This window comes from Oricola sp. (genome assembly GCF_965230365.1).
GTDB lineage: Bacteria > Pseudomonadota > Alphaproteobacteria > Rhizobiales > Rhizobiaceae > Oricola.
Window position 1 is genome coordinate 1210898 of sequence record NZ_OZ246003.1, and the last position, 24411, is coordinate 1235308.

The 24411-nt window shown below is 62.0% G+C and carries 20 protein-coding genes; 14 read left to right on the top strand and 6 right to left on the bottom strand.

The features are described 5' to 3' along the window. Window positions 1-37: 37 nt before the first annotated feature. The 4 genes from efp (at window position 38) to ACO06R_RS05880 (ending at window position 3620) form a co-directional block, all read left to right on the top strand. Window positions 38-601, top strand: coding sequence for an elongation factor P (gene efp / locus ACO06R_RS05865; protein ID WP_421857292.1), 564 nt, complete (start codon window positions 38-40; stop codon window positions 599-601). 46 nt (window positions 602-647) lie between these two features. After that, entirely contained in the window at window positions 648-1439 is a 792-nt protein-coding gene (locus ACO06R_RS05870; protein ID WP_421857294.1) for an inositol monophosphatase family protein, read from the top strand. A 109-nt stretch (window positions 1440-1548) separates the two neighbouring features. After that, entirely contained in the window at window positions 1549-2586 is a 1038-nt protein-coding gene (locus tag ACO06R_RS05875) for a flagellar motor protein MotA (RefSeq protein WP_421857296.1), read from the top strand. A 2-nt stretch (window positions 2587-2588) separates the two neighbouring features. Next, window positions 2589-3620, top strand: a complete 1032-nt coding sequence (locus ACO06R_RS05880) for a peptidoglycan -binding protein (RefSeq protein ID WP_421857298.1) — start codon at window positions 2589-2591, stop codon at window positions 3618-3620. Between the two features lie 11 nt (window positions 3621-3631). On the opposite strand, the gene ACO06R_RS05885 is transcribed toward ACO06R_RS05880, so the two are convergent. Further along, window positions 3632-5443 (bottom strand): ABC transporter transmembrane domain-containing protein, encoded by a 1812-nt coding sequence (locus tag ACO06R_RS05885; RefSeq protein WP_421857300.1) that lies wholly within the window; start codon window positions 5441-5443, stop codon window positions 3632-3634. Between the two features lie 165 nt (window positions 5444-5608). Between ACO06R_RS05885 and rpmE the strand changes: the two genes are divergently transcribed. Then, entirely contained in the window at window positions 5609-5830 is a 222-nt protein-coding gene (gene rpmE, locus ACO06R_RS05890) for a 50S ribosomal protein L31 (RefSeq protein WP_421857302.1), read from the top strand. 96 nt (window positions 5831-5926) lie between these two features. On the opposite strand, the gene ACO06R_RS05895 is transcribed toward rpmE, so the two are convergent. Further along, window positions 5927-6454, bottom strand: coding sequence for a DUF1465 family protein (locus ACO06R_RS05895; RefSeq protein WP_421857303.1), 528 nt, complete (start codon window positions 6452-6454; stop codon window positions 5927-5929). A gap of 425 nt (window positions 6455-6879) precedes the next feature. Beyond that, complete coding sequence (locus ACO06R_RS05900; protein WP_421857305.1) at window positions 6880-7062, bottom strand: DUF1192 domain-containing protein; 183 nt, start codon at window positions 7060-7062, stop codon at window positions 6880-6882. A 91-nt stretch (window positions 7063-7153) separates the two neighbouring features. Between ACO06R_RS05900 and ACO06R_RS05905 the strand changes: the two genes are divergently transcribed. From ACO06R_RS05905 to ACO06R_RS05920, 4 genes are all read left to right on the top strand, one after another. Beyond that, window positions 7154-8134 carry an NAD(P)H-quinone oxidoreductase gene (locus tag ACO06R_RS05905; RefSeq protein ID WP_421859239.1) on the top strand — a complete coding sequence of 327 codons (981 nt, stop codon included), beginning with the start codon at window positions 7154-7156 and terminating at the stop codon, window positions 8132-8134. 100 nt (window positions 8135-8234) lie between these two features. After that, window positions 8235-8786 (top strand): hypothetical protein, encoded by a 552-nt coding sequence (locus ACO06R_RS05910; RefSeq protein WP_421857307.1) that lies wholly within the window; start codon window positions 8235-8237, stop codon window positions 8784-8786. A 75-nt stretch (window positions 8787-8861) separates the two neighbouring features. Then, window positions 8862-9695 (top strand): phosphodiesterase, encoded by an 834-nt coding sequence (locus ACO06R_RS05915; protein ID WP_421857309.1) that lies wholly within the window; start codon window positions 8862-8864, stop codon window positions 9693-9695. 568 nt (window positions 9696-10263) lie between these two features. Further along, window positions 10264-13989 carry a class I SAM-dependent DNA methyltransferase gene (locus ACO06R_RS05920; RefSeq protein ID WP_421857311.1) on the top strand — a complete coding sequence of 1242 codons (3726 nt, stop codon included), beginning with the start codon at window positions 10264-10266 and terminating at the stop codon, window positions 13987-13989. A 77-nt stretch (window positions 13990-14066) separates the two neighbouring features. Here the strand turns inward: ACO06R_RS05920 and ACO06R_RS05925 are convergent, their stop codons facing one another. Then, on the bottom strand, window positions 14067-16256 hold the full coding sequence (locus ACO06R_RS05925; RefSeq protein WP_421857313.1) for an esterase-like activity of phytase family protein: 2190 nt from the start codon (window positions 16254-16256) through the stop codon (window positions 14067-14069). A 370-nt stretch (window positions 16257-16626) separates the two neighbouring features. On the opposite strand from ACO06R_RS05925, the gene ACO06R_RS05930 reads away from it, so the two are divergent. The 4 genes from ACO06R_RS05930 to ACO06R_RS05945 all read left to right on the top strand — a co-directional run bounded on the left by ACO06R_RS05930 (window position 16627) and on the right by ACO06R_RS05945 (window position 22304). Beyond that, entirely contained in the window at window positions 16627-18654 is a 2028-nt protein-coding gene (locus ACO06R_RS05930) for a putative bifunctional diguanylate cyclase/phosphodiesterase (protein WP_421857315.1), read from the top strand. Between the two features lie 177 nt (window positions 18655-18831). Further along, window positions 18832-19554, top strand: a complete 723-nt coding sequence (locus tag ACO06R_RS05935) for a DUF1013 domain-containing protein (RefSeq protein ID WP_421857317.1) — start codon at window positions 18832-18834, stop codon at window positions 19552-19554. A 172-nt stretch (window positions 19555-19726) separates the two neighbouring features. Further along, on the top strand, window positions 19727-20653 hold the full coding sequence (locus tag ACO06R_RS05940) for a nucleoside hydrolase (protein WP_421857319.1): 927 nt from the start codon (window positions 19727-19729) through the stop codon (window positions 20651-20653). A 301-nt stretch (window positions 20654-20954) separates the two neighbouring features. Beyond that, entirely contained in the window at window positions 20955-22304 is a 1350-nt protein-coding gene (locus ACO06R_RS05945) for an outer membrane protein (protein WP_421857321.1), read from the top strand. Between the two features lie 111 nt (window positions 22305-22415). On the opposite strand, the gene ACO06R_RS05950 is transcribed toward ACO06R_RS05945, so the two are convergent. Next, window positions 22416-23255, bottom strand: coding sequence for a PhzF family phenazine biosynthesis protein (locus ACO06R_RS05950; protein WP_421857323.1), 840 nt, complete (start codon window positions 23253-23255; stop codon window positions 22416-22418). Window positions 23256-23394: 139 nt separating this feature from the next. Between ACO06R_RS05950 and ACO06R_RS05955 the strand changes: the two genes are divergently transcribed. Beyond that, the gene (locus ACO06R_RS05955) at window positions 23395-23850 is read left to right on the top strand and encodes an Lrp/AsnC family transcriptional regulator (RefSeq protein WP_421857325.1); all 456 of its coding nucleotides are present in this window, start codon (window positions 23395-23397) and stop codon (window positions 23848-23850) included. Window positions 23851-23895: 45 nt separating this feature from the next. Here the strand turns inward: ACO06R_RS05955 and ACO06R_RS05960 are convergent, their stop codons facing one another. Continuing rightward, window positions 23896-24405, bottom strand: coding sequence for an Rrf2 family transcriptional regulator (locus ACO06R_RS05960; protein WP_421857327.1), 510 nt, complete (start codon window positions 24403-24405; stop codon window positions 23896-23898). Window positions 24406-24411 lie beyond the last annotated feature (6 nt).

Here is a 24411-nt window from a genome sequence, read left to right on the forward strand (position 1 = left end):
TCGGCGCAGCCATGCGCAGTGGATTTGGTGGCAAGACATGAAAATCAACGGAAATGAAATCAAGCCGGGCAATGTGATCGAGCACAATGGCGGATTGTGGGTCGCGGTCAAATGCAATGCGGTCAAGCCGGGCAAAGGCGGAGCCTTCAACCAGGTCGAACTCAAAAACCTGATCGACGGCACGAAACTCAACGAACGCTTCCGCTCCAGCGAGACCGTTGAGAAGGTCCGGCTCGAGCAGAAGGACTTCCAGTTTCTCTATGAGCAGGACGACTCGCTGGTTTTCATGGATTCGGAGACCTACGACCAGCTCGAACTGCAGAAGGATTTTGTCGGCGATCGCGCGGCCTTCCTGCAGGACGGCATGACCGTGACCGTGGAATTGCACGAGGAACGCCCGATCGGCGTCTCGCTGCCCGATCAGGTGGTTCTCGAGATTTCCGAGGCCGATCCGGTGGTCAAGGGCCAGACTGCGGCCTCGTCATACAAGCCGGCAGTGCTGGAAAACGGTGTGCGGGTCATGGTGCCGCCGTTCATCGAGGCTGGCGAAAAGATCCTGGTCGATACCAACGACATCTCTTATATCCGCCGCGCCGACTGAGCAGGCCCGGCAACTCACCCTCAGCAACAATCAGGATATCCAGACAATGGCGCGCTCCGCACTGATGAATGTCATGGTTCAGGCGGTCATGAAGGCCGGTCGCGGACTGGCGCGGGATTTCGGCGAGGTACAAAACCTCCAGGTGTCCGTGAAAGGGCCGGGCGATTTTGTCAGCCAGGCCGATCTGCGTGCCGAGCAGATACTGCGCACGGAACTCGAGCGGGCGCGGCCGAAATACGGTTTCCTGATGGAGGAAAGCGGAGAGATCGCCGGCGAGGACCCGCAGCATCGCTGGATCATCGATCCGCTGGATGGAACGACCAATTTCCTGCATGGTATTCCGCAATTCGCGATCTCTTTGGCACTGGAACGGCAAGGGCAATTGGTTGCCGGTGTGATCTACAACCCGGCAACGGACGAGCTTTACACCGCCGAACGGGGGGGCGGTGCGTTTCTCAACGACCGGCGGCTGCGCGTCTCTGGCCGACGGGAGCTTTCCGAAGCTGTGATCGGATGTGGCGTGCCGCATCTTGGTCGTGGCGACCACGGACGATTCCTCGTGCAATTGCGCAACGTGATGGGCGAGGTTGTCGGTGTGCGCCGCATGGGTGCCGCGGCGCTGGATCTCGCTTATGTGGCGTCGGGGCGGCTCGACGGATTCTGGGAGGAGACGCTGTCGGCCTGGGATGTGGCTGCCGGTATCCTGATGATTCGAGAAGCCGGCGGCTTTGTCAGCGACGGCATTGGCGGGCCAGACATCTACGAGCGTCGGGAGCTTGTGGCGGGCAACGAGCACATTCACAAGGCGCTGCTGTCATCGCTGAGCAAGCCGATTTAGGGTCGCCGAGAGCTTTTATCGGGAACTGCCAAGGCTTTCATTTATTTCTGCCATACTTGTGGTTAATCTCGCGACGGTGCTGGCGCCCAACCGGCGGGGAATGATTCGCATGGCATTCACGGATAAGGAAGAATCGGCCGCAGGCTTGCAGCCTCAAGGGCGGTTCGATCCCTACAAGCTCTCAAATCCGCAAGTATTTCTTTTGTCGATGATCATCTTTCTGGTGATCGTCGGTTTCCTCGCTGCCATCCTCATTCGGCAGGTTTCCGACGCGTTCGTCACGAACCCCGGACTGAACGGGCTGATCCTTGGTGTTCTGGGGGTCGGCGTGATCCTGGTCTTCATGCAGGTCATCAGCCTGTTCCGTGAGGTCAGCTGGGTGAACTCCTTCCGGTCCGGCGATACGCTGCGCGCGGCGCGGCGCGAGCCGGTTCTGCTGGCGCCGATGCGGGCGCTTCTGAGCCGCCAGCAGGCCGAAACGCTTTCGACACTGGCCACCCGCTCGATCCTCGACTCGATCGCCACGCGTCTGGACGAAACGCGCGACACCTCGCGCTATCTGATAGGCTTGCTCGTGTTTCTCGGCCTGCTCGGCACGTTCTGGGGTTTGTTGCAGACGATCGGATCGATCGGCGCGACGATCCGTTCGCTTGATCCGGGTTCGGGAGAAGCCAACGATATCCTCAGCGCGCTGATTTCCGGCCTGAGCACGCCGCTTGAGGGTATGGGCACGGCGTTTTCGTCTTCGCTTTTCGGCCTCTCCGGTTCGCTGGTGCTCGGATTTCTCGATCTTCAGGCCGGCCGGGCGCAGAACCGCTTTTACACAGAACTCGAAAACTGGCTTTCCTCCGTCACCGATCCGAATGCCGGCCTCAGCTCTGGCGTGGCGGCCGGCGCCGCCAGCGGTCAGGACATGAAAACGGTGGCCGAAACGCTGAAGACCCTGCAAAGCGGCAGCGGCGGCACCCAGCGCACCACGGCCGCAATGGCGAATCTCGCGGAAGGCATTCAGGGGCTGGTGCGCAACATGCGCAGCGAGCAGCAGCTGATGCGCGACTGGGTCGAAACCCAGGCGCAAGAGCAGAAGGCCGTGCGCGAGACGCTCGACAAGCTGACCAAGGCGATTGAGAAGGGCGGCAGGAAGTAGCCGTGGCACTTGCGCGAAACAGGCGTCGGGACGCGCGTGTCGACTACTGGCCCGGATTCGTGGATGCCCTGTCCACTCTGCTCCTGGCGATCATGTTTCTGCTGTCGGTCTTCGTGCTGGCGCAGTTCTTCCTGAGCGAGGAAATCACCGGCAAGGACGAGGTCCTCAACCGGCTCAATTCCCAGATCAACGAACTGACCCAGTTGTTGGCGCTGGAGCAGTCCAATCGGCAGGACGCGGAAGACCAGATCCTCAGCCTGCAGGCGTCGCTGTCGGGCCTAGAGGACGAGCGCTCGCGGCTGGAGAACATGTTGGCGGCTGGCGCGGGCATCAGCGAGGCGGCCGAAGATCGCATCGGCGCGCTCTCCGAGACGCTTGACGAGGAGCGCCAGATCAGCCAACGGGCGCTCAACCAGGTGGAATTGCTTAACCAGCAGATCCTTGCCCTTCGCCGGCAGATTGCCGCGCTGGAGGACGCGCTCGAGGTTTCCGAGCAACGCGACCGGGAATCCAACGCCAAGATCGCCGATCTCGGCAAACGGCTTAACGTTGCGCTCGCGCAGCGCGTGCAGGAACTCAACCGTTATCGCTCGGACTTTTTCGGGCGGTTGCGGGAAATCCTCTCGGACCGCGACAATATCCGCATCGTCGGCGACCGTTTCGTTTTCCAATCGGAGGTTCTTTTCGGTTCGGGTTCGGCCGATCTCAACGTGGCCGGTGCGCAGGAGATGGCCAAGCTGGCTAGCGCGATCATCGATTTGCAACGCGAGATTCCCGATGAAATCAACTGGGTGCTGCGCGTTGACGGGCACACCGACAACATTCCGGTTTCAGGGGGGCGGCGATTTGCCGACAACTGGGAGCTGTCGTCGGCGCGCGCGACATCGGTGGTCAAGTTCCTGATCGGCGAAGGTGTGCCGCCGCGCCGACTGGTAGCGGCGGGCTTCGGCGAGTTTCAGCCGCTCGACGATACCGATTCCGATGAGGCGCGGTCGCGCAACCGCCGCATCGAACTCAAGCTGACCGAGCGCTGATTGCGTCTGGCCTACTCGGCGGCACCCAGCAATGCCTGGGCGCCGGCTTCGAACTGCAGCTTGGCCAGCCGGGAATAGACGCCGTCATGGCGCGCCGAAAGCGTGGCGTGGGTGCCTTCCTCGACGATGCGGCCATTCTCCATCACAAGGATCCGGTCGGCCTTCAGGACCGTCGCAAGGCGGTGGGCGATCACCAGCGTGGTTCGGCCCTTCATCAACTGCTCCAGCGCTTTTTGCACCAGCTCTTCGCTCTGGGCGTCGAGCGCTGATGTCGCCTCGTCGAGCAGCAGGATCGGTGCATCGCGCAGAATGGCGCGGGCGATCGCGATACGTTGCCGCTGGCCGCCGGACAGCGTCATGCCGCGTTCGCCGACCTGGGTGTGGTAGCCGTCGGGCAGTGCCTCGATGAAATCATGTGCCTGCGCGGCTTGCGCCGCCTCGATGATCGCCTCGCTTGATGCATCGACGCGGGCGAAACCGATGTTTTCGGCTACCGTTCCGGAGAAGATCGTCACGTCCTGCGGCACGATGGCAAACCGTTCGCGCAGCGGCTCGAGCGCGGCATCGCGCGCATCAACCCCGTCGATCAGAATGCGTCCCTGGGTCGGATCGTACTGACGAAGCAGCAGGCTGAAAATCGTGCTCTTGCCGGCGCCCGAGGGGCCAACGACTGCGATCGTTTCGCCGGGAGAGACTGTGAAGCCAAGGCCGGAGACGACGCTCTCATCCGGGCGTGTCGGGTAGGCAAATGTTACATCGTCGAAGGCCACCGATCCCGTCGCGGGGGCGGGCAGTTCAACCGGTTGTGCCGGTGAGGTGACGGCCGGTGTCTCGGCCAGAAGTTCCGTCAGTCTTTCGGTCGCACCTGCGGCCTGCTGGAGTTCGCCCCAGACTTCCGACAATGCGCCCAACGCACCGGCGGCAAACACGGCGTAAAGCAGGAACTGCCCAAGCGTGCCGGGCGACATAGTGCCGTTCAGGACGTTTTGCGCGCCGAACCACAGCACCGCGACGACGCTGCCGAACACCATCAAGATCGCAAAGGCGGTCAGGCCGGCGCGAGCCCGGATTGAGGTGCGGGCAGCTTCGAACGCGGTCTCAATGCTGCGGGCGTAGCGCGATGTCGCGAGTTTTTCGTTGGTGAATGCCTGGAAGCTGCGCGCCGCGCCGATCGCCTCGCTGGCATAGGCGGTAGCGTTGGCGAGCGTATCCTGGGCAGCGCGCGAGCGGGCTCTTACCCGTCGGCCGAACCAGACCAGGGGCAAAACGATGAAGGGGATCGCCAGGATGACGATACCTGAGAGCGACGGGCTCGTGACGATCATCATGATCAGCGCGCCGATGCCCAGAATGGTGTTGCGCAGCGCCAGCGATGCGGTGGCACCGACCGCGGATTTGATCTGTGTGGTGTCGGCGGTCAGGCGCGACACGATCTCGCCGGACATGGCGGTGTCGAAAAAGGATGATGACAATGTCATCACATGCGCGAACACATCGCGGCGAAGATCGGAAACGACCCGCTCGCCGAGCGTGATGACGAAGTAGTACCGCAAGGCGCTGACGCCAGCGAGCAGGCCAGCGATGACCATCAGCATTCCGAAGTAGCTGTTTATCAGCGTGCCGTCATTTTCGGTGAAGCCGTGATCGATCATCCGCCGGACAGCGGTCGGAAGCGTCAGCGTCACAGCGGCCGCGAGGAACAGGAAAACGATGGCTCCGGCCAAAAGCCCCCGGTAACGGAGAAGGTAAGGCAAGATGCGCGAAAGCGGGCGCAAATCGCGGCGGGCGATGTTGTTTATTTGGCCCGTATTGTTGTCTGTCATGGCTCCTGCTGCCGGTCTTGAGCTTCGGTCGCAGGTGATGTATAGGCTCGCCATCTTTTTGAAAAGCCGTGACCTCGCGTTCGCGGCTTTCATGATTTGAGGAACCGGGAATGCGGGCGGTAGCGCCGGACATTGCCCGCATCGCACGCAAGGCAGGATTGTACAATGAAGGCTGACATTCATCCCGACTATCACATGATCAAGGTCGTCATGACCGATGGCACCGAGTACATGACCCGCTCGACCTGGGGCTCGGAAGGCGAAACGCTTAACCTGGACATCGATTCCAAGTCGCATCCGGCCTGGACCGGCGGCCAGCAGAACCTGCTCGACCGCGGCGGACGCGTTTCGAAATTCAACAAGCGTTTCGGCGGCCTCGGCATCTGACCGGGCGGTCGGTCGCAGCGCGACCGTTCATCGCAGAATCAAAAAAGCCCGGGCAAATCACCCGGGCTTTTCCATGTCTGGGTTGTGCGCGGCAGATCAGCCCTGCGCGAATGCGGTGCGCAGAAGCTCCAGCTGGGAACCGACCGGATTGTTGCGCGGCACGGCGACCTTGGCGACCTCGGCGTCCGTTTCAAAGAGGTCGCGATCCAGCCGGAAAACATAGGATTGCAGGCGCAGCGAGCGATTGACCAAGAGTTTGAACGCGTCGGGCAATTCGTCCCAGCCGCCGACATCGGCCTTCGCCGACGCCGTGTCAAAGCGGATCTTCTTCTTTTCGGTGAGCATCTGCTCGCGGCTCATTTCGCCGGAATTGAGCGCGCGCTGCAGCAGCAGCCAGGAGGCGATCTGCATCAGGCGCGTGGTCAGGCGCATGGATTCCGCCGCATACAAGGTCGCGGCGACGCGGCCGAGCCTTTTGGCCTCCGTGCGGCCATCGCCGTCAAGGTAGGCGGCTGTCTCTTCGACCAGTCCCATTCCTTCCGAATAAAGCTTCTTGAACGCCGCCGACGATGCCTTGCGTTCAATGAAATTGATTGTGTTGGACCGCTCCAGCAACTCCGACATACTGCTACCCTGCTACTCTGTGCGCCCCGCCGATTGTTATCTAAGTGCCGCGGCGCCTCGACACAGCGCCATAATGCTGATGTTCACAGTTCAGCGCAACAACGTGCTTAATGCAAGGTTAACGCCGGCAGGCAGGATTGTGCCGGTCTGCGCACGGCCGGCGCGAAAGAAAAAAAGAGCCGCAAAAGCGGCTCTCAGGAGTTAAACAGGGAGGCGTCAAACAAAGCAACGATGTCGCTCTGGATGAGTTCGAAACGAATCCGAACAACCGCAGTTAACATCTGTAAAGCTTAACGGACGGTTAACGCTATGGTAAAATCTTGCAGTCCACATGATTAACAATTGGTTTTCCAAGTCCACAGCAGTCTTTTTCGCGGCTGTCGGCTCGACAACTTGGCCCGCGGAGCAAAACGTCTCTTCGCGGCCTAGCTCTTGAAAAACGCCTCGGCGGCGTCGCGGCTGGCCGATTTGGAGATCAGATCGGCTTCCAGCCGGGCGATCTCCTCGTGCAATGCGGCGATGGTGGCGCGCAATTCCTCGGCCGACATCAGCGACAGGTCCTGACCCAGTTCGTAGGGCGGTTTCTTCCTGGCTTCTTCCTCGTCCATCGGCTCCTCCCGGTTGTCGCACTGGCCCGGCGATCCTACAATCGGGCGGGCGAAGAGGAAAGACACGGGCAGGGCCGGCACAATGAACACGATGAAGGCGATCGAGATCACCGAGCCGGGCGGGCCGCGGGTGCTGGCGATGACGGAGCGACCGGTGCCGATGCCCGGTGAAGACGAAATCCTGATCCGGGTGAAATGCGCCGGCGTGAACCGGCCCGACGTGCTGCAGCGCACCGGCAATTACGCACCGCCGCCCGGCGCTTCCGACCTGCCGGGGCTGGAAGTTTCCGGCACTGTGGAGGCGCTTGGCCCCGGCGCAAGCCGGTTTGCGGTTGGCGACATGGTGTGCGCGCTGACGGCGGGCGGCGGCTATGCACAGTTCGTTGCCGTGCATGAAACCAACGCGCTGCCGGCGCCGGCGAGCTTCACATTCACCGAGGCCGCCGCCTTGCCGGAAACCTATTTCACCGTGTGGCACAACGTGTTCCAGCGCGGCGGGCTGCAACCCGGCGAAAGCCTGTTGGTGCATGGCGGCAGTTCCGGCATCGGCACGACGGCGATCCAGCTTGCCAAGGCGTTCGGCGCGACCGTGTTTGCGACCGCCGGCAGCGCCGAGAAATGCGCGGCCTGTGTGAAGCTCGGGGCGGATCTGGCGATCAATTACCGTGACAGCGATTTTGTCGACGCGGTGCGCCAGGCGACCGGCGGCAAGGGCGTCGACGTGATCCTCGACATGGTCGGCGGCGACTATATCGGCCGCAACTATGTGGCGGCGGCGACCGGCGGGCGCATCGTGCAGATCGCGTTCCTGAAGGGCCGCAAGGCGGAAGCCGATTTCTCGCAGTTGATGATCAAGCGCCTGGTCCACACGGGCTCGACGCTCAGGCCCCGTTCGATCGCCTTCAAGGGCGGTGTCGCCGCCGAACTGGCCGAGAAGGTCTGGCCGTTGCTGGAGCGCCGGCAGATCGCGCCGGTGATGGACCGCATCTACCCGCTGGCCGAGGCCTGGCGCGCGCATGAGCGCATGGAGGAAGGCAGCCATATCGGCAAGATCGTGCTGGAAGTGCTCTGAAAGCAGAAATCGCGAGATCATGATTAGCGCTTCCTTAATGGCCCGGCCCTAACCTGCCGCGCACAAGACGGATTCCCTGGCGCAAGGCGGACAAACGGACATGGCCGACAAGAAAAAGGCGGACAAGAAGGCGGACGCTCCGGCGTCGAAGAGCGGCGGCGGGCTGATGGGCCTGATCGGCAAGATCATGGGCGCGCTGGCACTGGTCTCGGCGTCGGTGCTGATCGCCGGCATCTACGATATCGGCCATTTCGGGCTGCGCGAGATCGTGTTCGGCTTTGCCTGGGCGCCACTGGCGCTGTTTTTCGCCGGCGGGCTGGCGCATGTGTTCCTGGGCGGCGCCAAGGCGCCCGACATTCCAGCCGATACCGAGGCGCTGAACGCCAAGATCGACGATGTGCAGCAGAAGGCCGCATCGCGCTTCTCGTCGATCCAGAACTCGCTCGATATGGTCATGGGCAAGGATTACGAGGCGCTGGCCGAAGAAAACCGGCAGCTGAAGGAGCAGCTCGACGCGATCCACGCCGCCGAGCGCGCCAAGGTCGAGGAAGAGATGGACCTCTTGCGCCAGCGCAATGTGGAACTGGAAGAGCAGATCAAGAAATGGGCCGTGGAGACCGTCGCCAAATCGGTCGCCCAGCAGGCCGCCTGAGGCTCCACATCCTGTCATCGGCCTGACAAGCGGCAATTCTAATAGGCGCGGACTTCTCGCAACCGGGTCCGCGCCATGAAAATCGTCCATATCTCCGACATCCATATCAATGGCGGGCCGATCCTCGGCCATGACCCGGTGGCAAGCTTCCGGCGCTGCCTTGCCCATGTCGAGGCGCATAATGGCGATGCCGACCGGGTGATCGTCACCGGAGACCTGACCCATCACGGGCAGGCGGAAAGCTATGCCACGCTGAAGGCGATGCTGGCGGCAAGCCCGCTTGCCGGCGAGCGTGCGCCGCGGCTGATGATCGGCAATCACGACGACCGCGAAAATTTCGCCGCCGCCTTTCCGGAGGCCGCGCGCGACGAAAACGGCTTCATCCAGTGGACGGAGGAAACGCCGGCCGGGCTGTTCGTCTATACCGACACGGTGGAGGAGGGCACACATGCCGGCGCCTATTGCGCAAAACGGCGCGCCTGGCTCGACCGCGTGCTGGCGGCGGCGCGCGACACCGGCCAGCCGGTCTGGCTCTTCATGCATCACAATCCGGTCAGGGTGCATGTCGCCAATTCCGACCTGATCGGCATCCGCGAGATGGCCGAGGTGCAGGCATTGCTTTCGCGCTATCGCGACACGGTGCGCCACATCTTCTTCGGCCATTGCCACTACACGCTGAGCGGGACGGTGGCCGGGATTCCGTTTTCCGCGCCGCGCTCGACCAACCATGTGTGCTGGCCGGATTTTTCCGGCAATCCCGACCGCATGGGCCACGGCGCGCTGCAGCCGAACTACAATGTCTGCTTTATCGAGCCGCATGCCACGGTTGTGCATTCGATCGACTTCCTCGACCAGGACAAGGTGATCTGGGAGGCGACGGACGACGAAGGCTGGGTGACGGGAGAGTAGGGGCTTTTTTTCCGCCCCTCACGTGGTTGTCAGTCGCCCCTCTCTTGCGATTTCTGACGTTTAGCCTTCGCGTTCCGCTCGGCTAACCTGTTGAAATCGTTCGAACCTCGAAAAGCCAAATCGTTGGCTTTTCGCGGGCGGTTCTCACTCTCCCCCTCGATGGGGGGAGAGTGGGCACACGCCATCCCCGCCGCGCCTCATCTTCGAGACCAGCGTTGTCAAAGAACTGGAAGACGGGCGGTCAAAGCATCGCAACGTCTTTTGAGTATAGCGATCCTCGGACCGCCCGCTCGGCGTTCTTGCAGCTTCGGTCGGCGGCCCGGAACTTTGTCCGGGAAAACAAGACTGCGCGCGCCGCTTCATGCCGCCCTGCCGTGGGGGTTCATCACCCAGCGATACACCTCTGCATCGCCCAGCAGGCACCGTCCCTTTCCCCGTGAGCCGGTGTGCACGCCGGGCTTCCGCGAAAGGGCACCGATGATGGTAAGGGAGGTTTTAGGGCGGTGGACAAGAATTTTACCAATTTCCGCTTTGACGGTAGAGATTACACCCAAGGTAAACTGGTTCCATGTCCGAGCAGCCCACAATCGATACCGAGAAACTCGACAAGCTGATTTCCGAGGCGAAAGCGTCGGGCGGTTCCGAGCTTGCCAATTACGGGATTTTCATCGAGCGGTTGTGCAACGCGCTTGACCTGCCCGCCCCCGATTTCGCCAGCGAAGACAACCCGTTCAATGACTACGTGCTGGAGCGCACGGTTACCTTCAAGCATCCGGATGGCACGACTTCGACAGGCCGGATCGACTGTTACAAGCGCGATTGCTTCGTGCTTGAGGCCAAACAGTCGGTGAAACGCGGCGCCAAGCGGCTAAGCCCGGACCAGATGGAATTGTTGCCGGAGGATGCCCGGCAGCGAAAGGCCGGACATGCCACGCAGGGGACGAAGCAGTGGGACAAGGTCATGCTGTCGGCGCGCAAACAGGCGGAGCAATATGCCCGCGCGCTGCCGGTTGAGCACGGCTATCCGCCGTTCCTGCTGGTTTGCGATGTCGGCAATGTCATAGAAGTCTACGCGGATTTCTCGGGCCAGGGGAAAAACTACGCCCATTTTCCGGATCGACGCAGCTTCCGGATCGCGATGGACGATCTGCGATGCGACGAGATCCAGACGCGACTGCGGGCGATCTGGACCGATCCGCATTCGCTCGACCCGGCAAAAAGATCGGCGGAAGTCACCCGTGACATCGCCGAACGGCTGGCGCGGATCGCAAAGCGGTTGGAGGGCAAGCACGATCCGAAGGATGTCGCCGAATTCCTGATGCGCTGCCTTTTCACCATGTTCGCCGAGGACGTGGAACTGCTGCCAAAGCACTCGTTCGAGGAATTGCTGGAAGGGCTGAAGGACAACCCCTCCGCCTTCGTGCCGGCGCTCGAGAACCTCTGGAAGGTGATGGACGAAGGTGGCTACGAGCCGCACATGATGACATTGCTGAAACGTTTCAACGGCGCGCTTTTCAAATCCCGGAAGGCGCTGCCGCTTGACGCCGAAGGCATCCATGAATTGCGGGTGGCCGCGTCGCGCGACTGGTCGGACGTCGAACCGGCGATTTTCGGCACGCTCCTGGAACGCGCGCTCGATCCGCGCGAACGCTCCAAGCTCGGCGCGCATTATACGCCACGCGCCTATGTCGAACGCCTCGTGGTGCCGACGATCATCGAGCCGATGCGGGAAGAATGGGAAACAGTGCAATCGGCGGTGCAGGAAAAGCTTGCGGCCGGAAAGTTCAAGGATGCACGGCGACTGATCGATGAGTTCCACCATCGGCTGTGCACGATACGCGTGCTGGATCCTGCCTGCGGCACCGGCAACTTCCTCTATGTCTCGCTGGAGCTTCTGAAGAAGCTGGAAGGCGAAACGCTGGAGGCGCTGGAAAACATCGAGGGCGATGTGGGCCTCAGCTTCCAGGGCGAGACCGTCAATCCGAGCCAGTTCTATGGGCTGGAAATCAATCCGCGCGCCGTTCCAATTGCCGATCTGGTATTATGGATCGGCTTCATCAAATGGCAGTTGAAGACCAGCGGGCTTGGCGCGATTTCCGAACCAATCCTGCATGCCTACGGGACGATCCGCGAACAGGATGCGATCCTGGCCTATGACAGCAAAGAGCTGCGCCGCGACGGTGAGGGCAGGCCGTTGTCTCGCTGGGATGGCGTAACGAAGAAGTTGCATCCAGTCACCGGCGAGGAAATCCCAGACCCGGATGCGACAGTGGAACTTTACGATTACACCAATCCGAAACCCGCCGACTGGCCGGAGGCGGAGTTCATTGTCGGCAACCCGCCGTTTATCGGCGGCAAGGACATGCGCGCCGAACTGGACGACGGCTATGCCGAAGCCTGTTGGAGAGTTCGACCCCACATGCCAGGCGGCGCGGATTTCGTGATGCATTTCTGGGACGAGGCCGCGCGAAGACTAACTAGAAGAAGCATCCCAATTCCCGGATCCGGAACGCTCGGCGGAAGCGCATTAAACGAACATACGGTTGGTGGAGAACGATCAGCGCCAAACCCGTTGCGCCGCTTCGGCTTCATCACCACCAATTCGATCACCCAGACCTTCTCCCGCCGCATCATCGAGAAGCACCTGTCGGCCAAGGAGCCGGTTTCCCTCGTCTTCGCCGTGCCGGACCATCCGTGGATGAAGGCCACTGACAAGGCGGCGGTGCGCATCGCCATGACGGCAGCGGAAAAGGGAGAACACGAGGGCGTGCTTGCCGAAACGGTACGCGAGGACGGGCTGAATACGGACACGCCGCGCGTCGATCTGGAGAAGCGTGAGGGAAAGATCACGGCCAAACTGACGATTGGGGCGGACTTAGCAAAACTGGGCGACCTTACATCTAATGCCGGATTGGCCCACATGGGTGTGAAACTGCACGGTGGTGGCTTTATCGTGGACACAGCTACCAAGGCGAGATTTCAAGACGCGACAGTCATTCACCCGTTTGTAAATGGTAGAGACCTCGCGCAAAAACGGAGAGGTGCCTCCGTCATCGACCTTTATGGTTTTACGGCCGACGAGGCTCAAAATCGATTTCCCGATATTTTTCAACATGTTCTTGTGAATGTTAAGCCTGAAAGAGATGAAAATCGGCGAGATTACTATCGAGACAATTGGTGGATTTGGGGTGAACCAAGAAAGGAATGGCGTGACGCTATTTCGGGATTGGATCATTTCATTGTAACGACGAGAACCTCGAAACACCGAATTTTCCAAACATTACCTTCCAGCGAAATCATCGAGAGCAAAGTCGTCGGAGTAGCTTTGTGTTCCTCAGAAGCGCTTGCGGTAATGTCATCCCGATTACATTGTTGGTTTGCGGAAAGTACAGGTGGCTGGCTGGGCGTAGGAAACGACCCAACCTATAATCACACTGACTGTTACAATCCCTTCCCCCTCCCCGCCTGCGTCACCGACGACAGCGATCCGGCATTGAAGCAGAAGCTCGCCGACCTCGGCGGACGGTTCGACGCTTTCCGCAAGGAGCGGCTGGCAAAGCACGACTTCCTGACCATGACGGCGATGTACAACGTTCTTGAGCGGGTGCGAGAGCTGGAATGGGCCGGGGGCGAAAGCCCCCCCTCTGTCGCCGCAAGCGGCGACATCTCCCCCGCGAGGGGGGAGAGTGGTGCCACGCCGCTGACCGATGCCGAGAAGGACATCTACGATGCCGGGCTGATCGCGGTCTTGAAGGAAATCCACGACGAAATCGACCGTGCGGTGTTCGAGGCCTATGGCTGGACCGATCTCGGCGAGCGGCTGGTTGGCAGACCGGGCGCGACGATGCCCTCGCCGCACAAGAGCGAAGACCAGGAAGCGGCGGAAGAGGAATTGCTGACGCGGCTGGTCGCGCTCAACCTCGAACGCCAGGCGGAGGAACGGCGCGGGCTGGTGCGCTGGCTGAGGCCCGACTACCAGATCGAAAAACTCGGCCACAAGGTCGCCAAACCTTCCGGCGAGGAGCAGATCGAGGCCGATATCGCCATCACGGCTGCCGTAGCCGACAAGCCGAAATGGCCGAAGGAGCCATTCGAGCAGATCCGCATCGTCAAGGACGTGCTGGCGAAGGCCGCCGCGCCCGCCTCACCCGCCGAAGTCTCGGCAACATTCGACGGGCGCAACACGTCCAAACGCAAGGACCGTGTCGACGAAGTGCTGCGGCTTCTCGCCGAAACCGGCGGAGCGCGCAGCGGCGAGATGGGTGGCGAGACGCGCTATTTCATGGCCCGATAGGCCGTTCGCCAGCAAACAAAAAAACCGGGGCGCGGCTGCCCGCACCCCGGTCGCTATTGCCAGTCTGTTATCAGCGCTCACATCGCGCCGAGTTTCAGGAACAGCGTCTCGCCGTTGGAGTCGTCGATGCCGTCATTGTCGGTCACCGCGAAGCCGTTGCCGGCCGCGTCGATGGCGAAGCCCTCGATCTTGTCGACCACGTAACCGCCGGTCGAGGTCAGGTCGGGGATGAAGTCGCGGACTTCCTCCTTGGTGACCACCGGCAGGTCGCCGCCGAGCGGTGCGGGCACCATCTCGGAAAGCGGCACGCGGAACAGCTTCTTCAATTTGGCGGCGGCGCCGATCTGGTTGTCGCGCTCGACGATGTAGACGTGATCGCCATGGGCGGTGATCTCCGACAGGCCGACCCAGCCCTTGCCCTTTGGTTCGAGCGGGTAGCGCACGGCGCCCCATTCCTTGGTATCGGTGTTGTAGGCGACGAGCTTGACCTGGCCGGCCGGATCGTCCTTCCACTCGCGCTGGATGGCGATCCACAGCGTGTCGCCGACCCTGGTGACGCCTTCGGAGCCGAAACGCTTTTCGACGGCGAGCAGTTCGGCCGGGAAGGCGACCTGCTGCTTGATCGCGCCCTTGGCGTTGACGTGGTAGAGCGCGTGCGGCACGAGGCGGCCGGTGCGGCCCTCAGACGCGATCCAGAAGCCGCCATCGCCATCCGACGTGATGCCTTCCATGTCCATCAGCTGGGCATTGGCGCCGTCGCGGGTGACGCGGGTGGCGCTGGTGATTTTTGCCGGCTGCTGGTTGGCGTCGATGGTGAAGATGGTCGGCTGCGAGCGGTAGAACGAGTCGTTGACTGCATAGAGGATGCCGGGTTCGGCCGGATCGGCTGCAAGACCCGAAAGCGCGCCCCAGCCGATCGGACGGTCGCCGTCCATGGTGGAGACCAGCATCGGGTAGGCCGCTTCGCCTTCGCCGTAGGTGTAGACCGTGACGTGGCTGCGCACGCCGCCATCCTCGATCAGGTCCTTCTCGTTGGCGACGGCAAACAGGTTGCGGCCCGGAATGGCGACCGCGCCTTCCGGCGCGAGCGCCGTCGGCAGAAGCTGCTTGAGTACCGGCGTGCCGCCCGTGTCTTCATAGACGCCGACGACCGAACCGCGTTCCGACAGAAGGAAGATGTAGGTCGTGTCGCCGAAGGTGCCGACTTCCATGCCTTCCGGCTCGGCGCCCTTGTTGCCGGAGCGCTTCTCCGGATAGTGGCCGGCCATCGCCACTTCATATTCGAAGGCGAGACCCGATTCGTAGAGGACTTCGCCGGTCTTGGAAAAGATGGTGAAGCCGCGCGAGCCGCCCTTCCAGTCGCCCTCATTGGCGGTGACGAGGCGGTCGTTGTCGAGCCACTTGACGGCGTCCGGCTCGCGCACGACGCCGGTCAGCGTGTCGTCGAAAGTCAGCGCGCGCTCCTCGGCGGTGTCGACATTGACGAGATCGACGGCGCCGGCCGAAAAGTGCGAGACGACATCGCCGGTCTCGCCGTTTATGACGACGATGTGGTTGTTTTCCTGCAGGGTGAGCGCGATTTCGTTGGCGTCGTTGAAGTCAACGAATTCCGGCTCCGGGTCGGTGCCGGCGACAGCGGCGAGGCCGGTGACGTCGACGGTCTTCATGGAGCCGCAGTCGAGCGCTCCATTGGCGGCGCCGACAATGACCAATGAGCCGGCCGGCATCTGCGGGATGACGCCGTCGTTCAGGTCTTCGTCGCGCTCGTTTTCGATGGCGACGGCCACCAGCGAACCGTCTTTCGACAGCGCGACCGAATCGGGCTGGCCACCGAGGTCGCAGGACTGGGCGATCGCGCCGCTTTCCAGATCGACGGACACAAGCGCGCCCGACGGGGCGGTGTAGCTTTCCGACGTGTTGAGGCCGACAAAGGCATGGCCCGCCTGGACGACAACCGAGGTCGGCTCGCCGTCAAGCGCGATGAAGCCGGCGGCGGCCGGGTTGGCCGGGTCGGAGATGTCGACCTTGCCGATGCCACCGAGCGGGCTGTCGGAATAGACGAGCATCATGCCGTCTTCGGTGGCCGCTATAATCTCGGCGGAACTCTCCGATTCCTGGCCCTTGTCGGCCGGAATGTTCAGATTAACCGGGAACGACGCGACGCGGTTGAAAACCATATGTCCGTCGGCGGCCGCCGGCATTGCGTAAGCGCCACCCAGTACAGCCAAAGCTGTTCCGGCGGCGAGCCTGGTGAAATTGCGGGTCATTACTTTGCTCCCGATCCCTGTTGTCTCCCCTGCGGCAACGCAGTGCAGAACTTGTCTGGAAGAGGTGTGACAGAGGCATGACATTTTGGCGAAAGCCGCATGAAAGCGGTGGAGACGTTTTCGAACTGTATTCGAAACCGGGAATCGTGACGCTAGGTGATCGACGGATCGTTAACCATCAGGCGGATTGTATGACGCCGTTAAGGTGCTGGAAAACCAACGCGTTTAGGTTCGTGCCCAAGGCTCCCCACCGGTTTTCGCCGGTCGATCCCGGTCAAGCCGGGCAGGGGGTGAAACTGAATTTGCAAGCGAGCCTGGGCGGGCCATGGTACTTTCGATCAAAGAGGCGAAGCGCGCGGAAATCACGCGTATGGCCCGCAAGCTGTCCGGCGCCTATGCCGAGTCGCCGCCCGGCGCCGCCCGCATCCCGCAAGAGAAGGAACGATCCCCAGGCCCCGACGAGGCCGCAGCGGATGCCCGCAGGGCTCTGGCCGAGGAGCGGCACCACGCGGGTGTGGCCGCGAACCGCGGGCGCGAACTGATGGCGGTTTCCTACCAGAAGCTGACCCGCATCGTCCTGCTGGCGGCGATGTTGTATTTTTCGGCGCTCAGCGCGCTCTACGTGATCGGCAAGAATCTGACGGATGCCGTCGTGCTTGGCGGCATGTCGGCGGTCAGCGCGGCGGCGCTGCTTGCCGTTTATCTGGAACTTGGCCGGCATACGCTGTCCTATCGCAAGCTGGAGTTGCGGGTGCTGGCGGTCTACGCGATCTGCCATCTGGGGCTGATCGCGCATCACTCGCTGCATCTCGATCCGCCGCGGCTGCTCGATTTCGTGCTGCTGGCGCTGGTGTTCGCGACGACTTCGGTGAGCCTGCGCGGTGTCGTCGTCGCCATGGCGATGTCGTCGGCAACCGTACTGATGTTCACCTGGAACACCGGCCTGGCGACCGAATTCGGGTTCGTGCTGCTGAGCGCCGCCGTGATCGCCACGTGCCTTGCCTGCCTGGTGCGGATGACGATCCGGCGCGAGATCGACGCCAGCCTGCTGGCCGAATCGCTGCGCGACTCGGCGGAAATCGTGTCCGGCTCCGACATGCTGACCGGATTGCCGAACCGCCGGCGGTTCTTCCACTGCCTGAAGGACCGGCTGTCGGGCAAATCCAGCGCGTCGTCCAACTTCGCGCTGGCCATCGCCGACCTGGACGGGTTCAAGCCGATCAACGACACCTATGGTCATGCGGTCGGCGACAAGCTGCTGACCGAAGTGAGCTACCGGCTGCGTACCGCGTGCGGCGAGAACTGCATCCTGGCGCGGTTGGGCGGCGACGAGTTCGCCATCATCGTCGACCTGCCGAAGGGCGAACCGGAACTGCGCGAACTCGGCCGGCGTATCCGCCATGCCGTTGCCCAGCCCTATCATATCGTCGGTATCAGCATGTCGGTGTCGATCTCGGTCGGCCTGGCCCTCAACCGGAATATCGCGCTGACCGAAGGCGAACTGATCGAACGGGCCGATTATGCGCTTTATCGCGCCAAGGAAACGAATCGCGGCGTCGTCGTCTACACGTCGCAGCACGACACCGACCGGCGCAACGAAAACGCCGTCGGCCATGCCCTGAAGAACGCCGATTTCGACAGCGAGATGCACATCATGTTCCAGCCGCAGGTGGCCATGGACACCGGACGCACGCAGGGCTTCGAAGCGCTGGCGCGATGGAACAATCCGCAGCTTGGCATGGTGCCGCCGGATGTGTTCATCCGGACCGCCGAGCGGACCGGACTGATCGAATTCCTGACGCCGCTGTTGCTGCGCAAGGCGCTCGAGGCAGCCGTTACCTGGCCGGCGGATTTCCAGCTGTCCTTCAACCTGTCGATCCGCGATATCGTCTCGCCGACGACGGTGGACACGATCTGCGATGTCGTCAAACACAGCGGCTTTTCGGCGGAACGGCTGGAGTTCGAGGTCACCGAGACGCTGATCATGACGGATTTCGAGCAGGCGCAGCGCTCGCTCGCCGCGCTTCGCGAACTTGGCGCTTCCATCGCGCTTGACGATTTCGGTGTCGGCTACACGAACTTCGAATACATCGACAAGCTCAGCGTCGGCACGATCAAGATCGACCGCAGTTTCGTGTCGCGAATGCAGGAAGGCGCTGGCGCGGGCAAAGTGATCGAGGCGATGATCGGCCTGTGTTCCACGCTTGGCATCAAGAATGTGGTCGAGGGCGTGGAAACCGAGCACCAGCTTGGCGCGCTGCGGCAAGCCGGCGCCGATTGCGTGCAGGGCTATTTCTTCTCCAAACCGCTGCCGGCCGACGCCGTGGCGCCCTATCTGCTGCGCGAGCAATATGCCGCCGCCGGCGACGAACCGCTCCAGGCATCGGCCACCGGCTAGAGCTCGCGAAACGCATCGCATTCAAGCGCGTGGCAAATCCGCCCTGTCCCGCCGGGGGAGGCGTTACGGATTCTTGCGCCCGGCAGCGCGACAGGTTATAGAGCGGCCATACTCCGGAAATCATGTGGTTACACCACGCCCGCGGCACCGGCGCGGACGAACAGGAAAGGTTTCTCCATGGCAAACACGCTGTTGATGCCCAAGGCGACCGCAGTCTGGCTGGTCGACAACACGGCGCTTACTTTCGACCAGATCGCGCAGTTCTGCAAACTGCATCCGCTTGAGGTCAAGGCGATCGCCGATGGCGAATCGGCGCAGGGCATCAAGGGTCTCGATCCGATCAACACCGGACAGTTGTCGCGCGAGGAAATCGCCAAGGCCGAGGCCGACCCGAACCGTGCGCTGAAGATCGCAGATGCCAAATATGCGGTTCCCGAACTGCGCAAGAAGGGACCGCGCTACACGCCGGTCTCCAAGCGGCAGGACCGCCCGAATGCTATCCTGTGGCTGGTGCGCAACCATCCTGAACTGAAGGATGCGCAGGTCTCGCGCCTTGTCGGCACGACCAAGAACACGATCGAGCAGATCCGCAACCGCACGCACTGGAATTCGGCCAACCTGCAGCCGGTCGATCCGGTGGCGCTCGGCCTGTGCTCGCAGATCGACCTGGATTTCGAAGTGCAGAAGGCGGCCAAATCGCGCCCGCCGGAGCCGGAAGGCGAACAGGGCGACAGCCTGCTGCCTGCCTCCGAAACCGAAGGTCTGCCGATCAGCGATGCGATGACCCCGCCGCCGCCACGCGAGGAAGAAGAACTGGACGCGGAGGCGGTGTTTGCCAAGCTGAAATCGCTGAAGGGCCCGGACAGCGACGACGCCGAAGGCGACGGTACAGAGAGCTGATCCCGAGAACGCACCTTAACACGACAATGAAAGCCCGCCTTGAAGGCGGGCTTTTTTGTTGGGGCAAGTAAGGCGATCCTGCCGCTTTGTTAGCAAGCCGTGGCGTTGCAGTACGGGATCATCGCGACTAGGGTGCGCCCAATTCTTGAAGGTATTTTTTCGGAGCAATGAATTGGGCATACCGGTTATCCTCGATTGCGACCCTGGAATAGACGACGCGTTTTCGCTGGCGATGGCGGTCGCATCGGACGATCTCGACGTTCTGGGCGTCACGACGACCTATGGAAATGTCGGCCTGGAATTGACGACGACAAACGCATTGCGGGTTCTCGACTGGCTTGGCTCGGACATTCCCGTCTACAAGGGCATCGACCAGGCCCTGCTCGGCAAAGTGGTGGATGCCGCTGCGGTTCACGGCGCGACCGGGCTGGAAGCGCCCGAAATCGGCCCGCCGACGACCACGCCGCAGGCCGAAGACGCAATATCCTTCCTGATCCGCACGCTCAGGGAATCCGAAGACAAGATCACGCTGGTGGCATCCGGTCCGCTGACCAATCTTGCGATGATGCTCCGTCTGGCACCCGACGTTGCGGCGAAGATCGAGCGGATCGTTTTCATGGGCGGCTCCACCGATTACGGCAATGACAGCCCCGCCGCCGAATTCAACATGATGTGCGACCCGTACTCCGCGCAGATTGTCCTCGATGCGGATGTTCCCAAGACGATGTTCGGACTGAACCTGACGCATCAGGTTCTTGTTACGCCGCAGCGCAAACAGGCGATGCACGATCTCGGCAACGATACCGGTCGCGTCTTTGCCGACATGTGCGGCTTCTTCGAGAAAATCTATCACAGCCTTGGCTTTGAAGGCCCGGCCCTGCACGATCCCTGCACCGTGGCATGGGTGCTGCAGCCTGAATTGTTCGAGACGCGGAGCATGCGCGTCGATGTCGAGACCAATACCGGCCTGAGTTTCGGGCGTACGGTGCACGATATCTGGAACATCGCGGGCAAGGACCGTCACACGGATGTCGCCCTTAAGGCGGATGCTGGCGGTTTCTTCGATCTGATGAACGGACTTCTCGGGAGGCTGCGGTAAGGCCGGCACCGGTGACACGGCGATGGCCGACTCGTGGAACCGACGGACCCCGGCATTCCCGCCGGTTGCAACGTAGCGGAATGCCACCACAGCCTTCTGAGACGGATAGCTGCGCAAATGCGCGCGCCCGCGGTCACCGGAAAGCTGACACGCTCGAACGGGCTACCTGTTGCAATTGAGCCACAGGTATCGTCGCAATCGGTGCAGGACGAAAAAATCGCGTTGACGCCTAGGTAAAGTATCGTCAATGTCCCGCTGTCACGGGTTATATTTTACCAATTATTATTAAGGGTCGAAATTCATGCGGGTACTAAAACTTGCACCGGCGATCGGTCTTGCGCTCGGTGCGCAGGCTTTTGCGGCAGCACATGCCGACGATCACATGTCATCGAGCGGTTCTGAAACGCCCTTTGGCGGTTGGTACATTGGCGCCGAAGTCGCCCACAGCTTGGCCAACAACAAGCTCGGCGTCCATTCGCCGGAAGAGGGCATGGTGAACTTCAACGGGTGGGGCGCGGACGGTTTCTCGGCCGGCGGATTCATCGGCTACGATCACCTGCTGGATAACGGCTTCCTGATCGGCGGTCAGATCGGCGCTTCCGTTTCCGATATCAGCAGCCAGATCCTGGTTTCACTTCCGGGACCAGAGGGCGAGTTCTTTGAAGGCGAATTGAAGACAGACTGGTTTGCGACGGCTTCCGCAAGGGCCGGCTACCTGACCAACCCCGAAACCCTTCTGTTCGGTTCGCTCGGCGTGACCGTGGCGCATGGTGTCGGCAGCTACCACTACATGGACCCTGAAGCGCGGATCGACGAGAGCGACAGCGAACGCGAATTCTTCTACGGCGTAGCCTTCGGTACCGTGGGCGTGGAGACGGTCCTGAGCGGCAATGTGCGCGGTCGCTTCGAATATGTCGCCAGTTACCTGAACACGCAGACTTTCAACTTCGAAGAGGCTGCACTTGACGTCACGCCGATCATCGGTTCGGCCAAGGTCTCGCTGATCTACGGCTTCGGCGAACCGTCTCGCGTTCCGCACAGCTACGCGCATGCGCCGGCAAGCTGGACCGGCTTCTTCGGTGGGGTCAAGGCCGGTCATGACATGGCAAACACCGATCTCAGCGTAATGGAAGAAGGCGGCCAGTTCGCTTTCGATGGCTTTGGCGCACATGGCGTGATGGCCGGCGCTTTTGTCGGTTACAATCAGCAGATCGGCGAGAAAATTGTCGTCGGTGTCGAGGTCGGCGCGAGCGCGACCACACTGAAACATGAGATTGATTTTGGTACCGGCGGCCCGGAAGGGTTTATCCGGGTTGGCGCGGAAACCAGCATCAATGCGCGGCTGCGCGGCGGTGTGCTGGTCAATCCGTCGACCCTGATCTACGGCTATGGCGGTGTTGCGCAGAACCGCCTGTTCATCGAAGCGGACTTCGAAGGTGACATAGGCGAAACCGTCGATATCGATGTGGTCGAATTCGGTGGCGGCGTTGAGACCTTCGTCAGCGACCGGGTCAGTGTGCGTGGCGAATACGGTATCTCTATCGGCGAGAACCTGTTCAGCGCGATCGGCGAAACACCGGTTCCCGGCGACTCGGTCTCGCTCAAGCCGATGGGCGCGACAGGAAGCGTCTCGGCGGTCGTTCACTTCTGATCGCGGATTGGTTGGCACCGGCGGCGGTCTGTTGCCGCCGGATGACCGGTCCTCTCAAAAGCCAGGCTCGCCGTTGTGGCGGGCCTTTTTTCTTTGCGGCGCGCGGCCGGACTACCCAATCTGTCGCGTGCTGCCCGAAACATGGACTGGCGATCCCGCAGCATCGCTCAGCCTGACGCGGATCAGGGACGGAGCGCCCATGTCCTCGCCCTGGCGGATGACAAATTCGCCACCATGCGGCCAGCCGCGGTCGCGCAGATAGCCGGCAAAGGCGGCGGCCGCCGCACCCGTGGCCGGGTCTTCCAGCACGCCGCCGGACGCAAAGGCGTTGCGCACGATGAAGGTGCGTGTGTCCTCGATATGGACCAGCATGATCGTCACCAGGCCGTAGCGGCGCATCATGTCGCGCCCGCGATCCAGATCGTAGGTCATTTCGGCGAGGCGGCGGCGATCCTTCAACGCCAGCAAGAGGTGATCGGCACCGCCATGGATGCGCGCCGGTTCAAGCCGCTCGTCGAGATCGGCGGCGGTCAGGCCGAACAGGCCAAGCGCGCCGGCCAGTTCGGCGGGGTTTGCGGCCCGGCTATCGGTCGGCGGCGACGACAACGTGGCGACCATGCCGGCGTCCGTGGGTTCCGCGTCGACGGAAATCGACGCGTCGTTGAGCGTCAGGTCGTAGGTGCCGCCGCCGGCACGTTGGCCGAGTGCCGCGCCGAGCGCGATTGTCGCGTGACCGCAAAACGGTACCTCGGATTCCGGCGAGAAGTATCGGACGCGCCACTTGCGGCCTTCTGCGTCCTGCGAAACGGCAAAGGCCGTCTCCGAATAGCCGACTTCGGCGGCGATGCGGGCCATCTCCGCGTCTTCCAGCGGCGTGTCCAGCAGGACGACGCCGGCGGGGTTGCCGCCATCTTCGTCCTGGCTGAATGCCGCGATCCTCTGAATATTCATGATGTGCTCCAAATCGATGAGACCGGCGTTCGATGATGTGACAAGCCTAACGGGAAGAGTTGTGCCTTGTCCCCGCCGCACGAAAGGCGAATGCGGGAAAGTACCTTCCGTTGGGGGGTACAATCGATAAACTGCTTTCATGTCGAAACCGCTGGATCAACTGGACTGCGCCATCATCGCCATCCTGGAAGAGGACGGGCGGGCGAGCCTCGCCGATATCGGCAAGCAGGTCGGATTGTCCGGCCCGGCGGTCGGCGAGCGGCTGAGGCGTCTGCGCGATGTCGGTATCGTCGCCAACTTCGGCGCGCGCATCGATTTGAGGGCGCTTGGCTACACGCTTCAGGCGCTGGTGCGGATCAAGCCGCGCAGCGGGCAATTGCACACCGTCGAACGGATGATACTGGAGGAGCCACGGTTCCTGTCATGCGACCGTGTGACCGGGGAAGACTGTTTCGTGGCGCGGCTGGCGCTGAAAGAGGTGGTGGAACTGGACGAGGTGCTGCTGCCACTGCACGACCGCGCCGAAACGCATACGTCGGTCGTCAAATCCTCGATCTTTGGCGAGCGGCTGCCGCCGATCGAACCGTCGGCGTAAACCATGCGGCCGAGGGGCCGGACGTCCCGTTTTTCGCGGGAGCGTTCAATCGACAGGGGTGAGTTCGGTCGACCGAAGTTCGGCGATGGTCGTGTCCTGGAGCCGCGAAACCAAGGTGTTTTCCGCCGCTTGCAGCGCGGATTCAACACGACCAAGAAGCGCGCGCTCAATCAGGCATTCGGGCGGATTGTCCTCGCCGTCATATTCCGGGCGTAAAAAACGGTCTCCCAGAGCCAAATAGACATCGGCAAGGGTAATCCGGTCCGGCGGTCGCGCGAGGAGCCAGCCGCCATTGTGCCCTTTCTCGGATGTAACCAGACCTGCCTCTCGCAACAGACCCAACACACGACGGACGACAACCGGATTGGTGTCGTTGTGCAACGCGATTGCCGCCGATGTCTTCGGTCTGTTCAATGTCTCCGCCATTTGCGCCAGCGCGTGCAGCGCGAGGGACAGCTTCGAATTGCGCTTCATCATTATTCCGTAACTGGAAATGTTGCGTAAATCACGTAACTCTATAAGTTGCATGAAATGCCTGAGCCGGCGAAACGACATCGAACG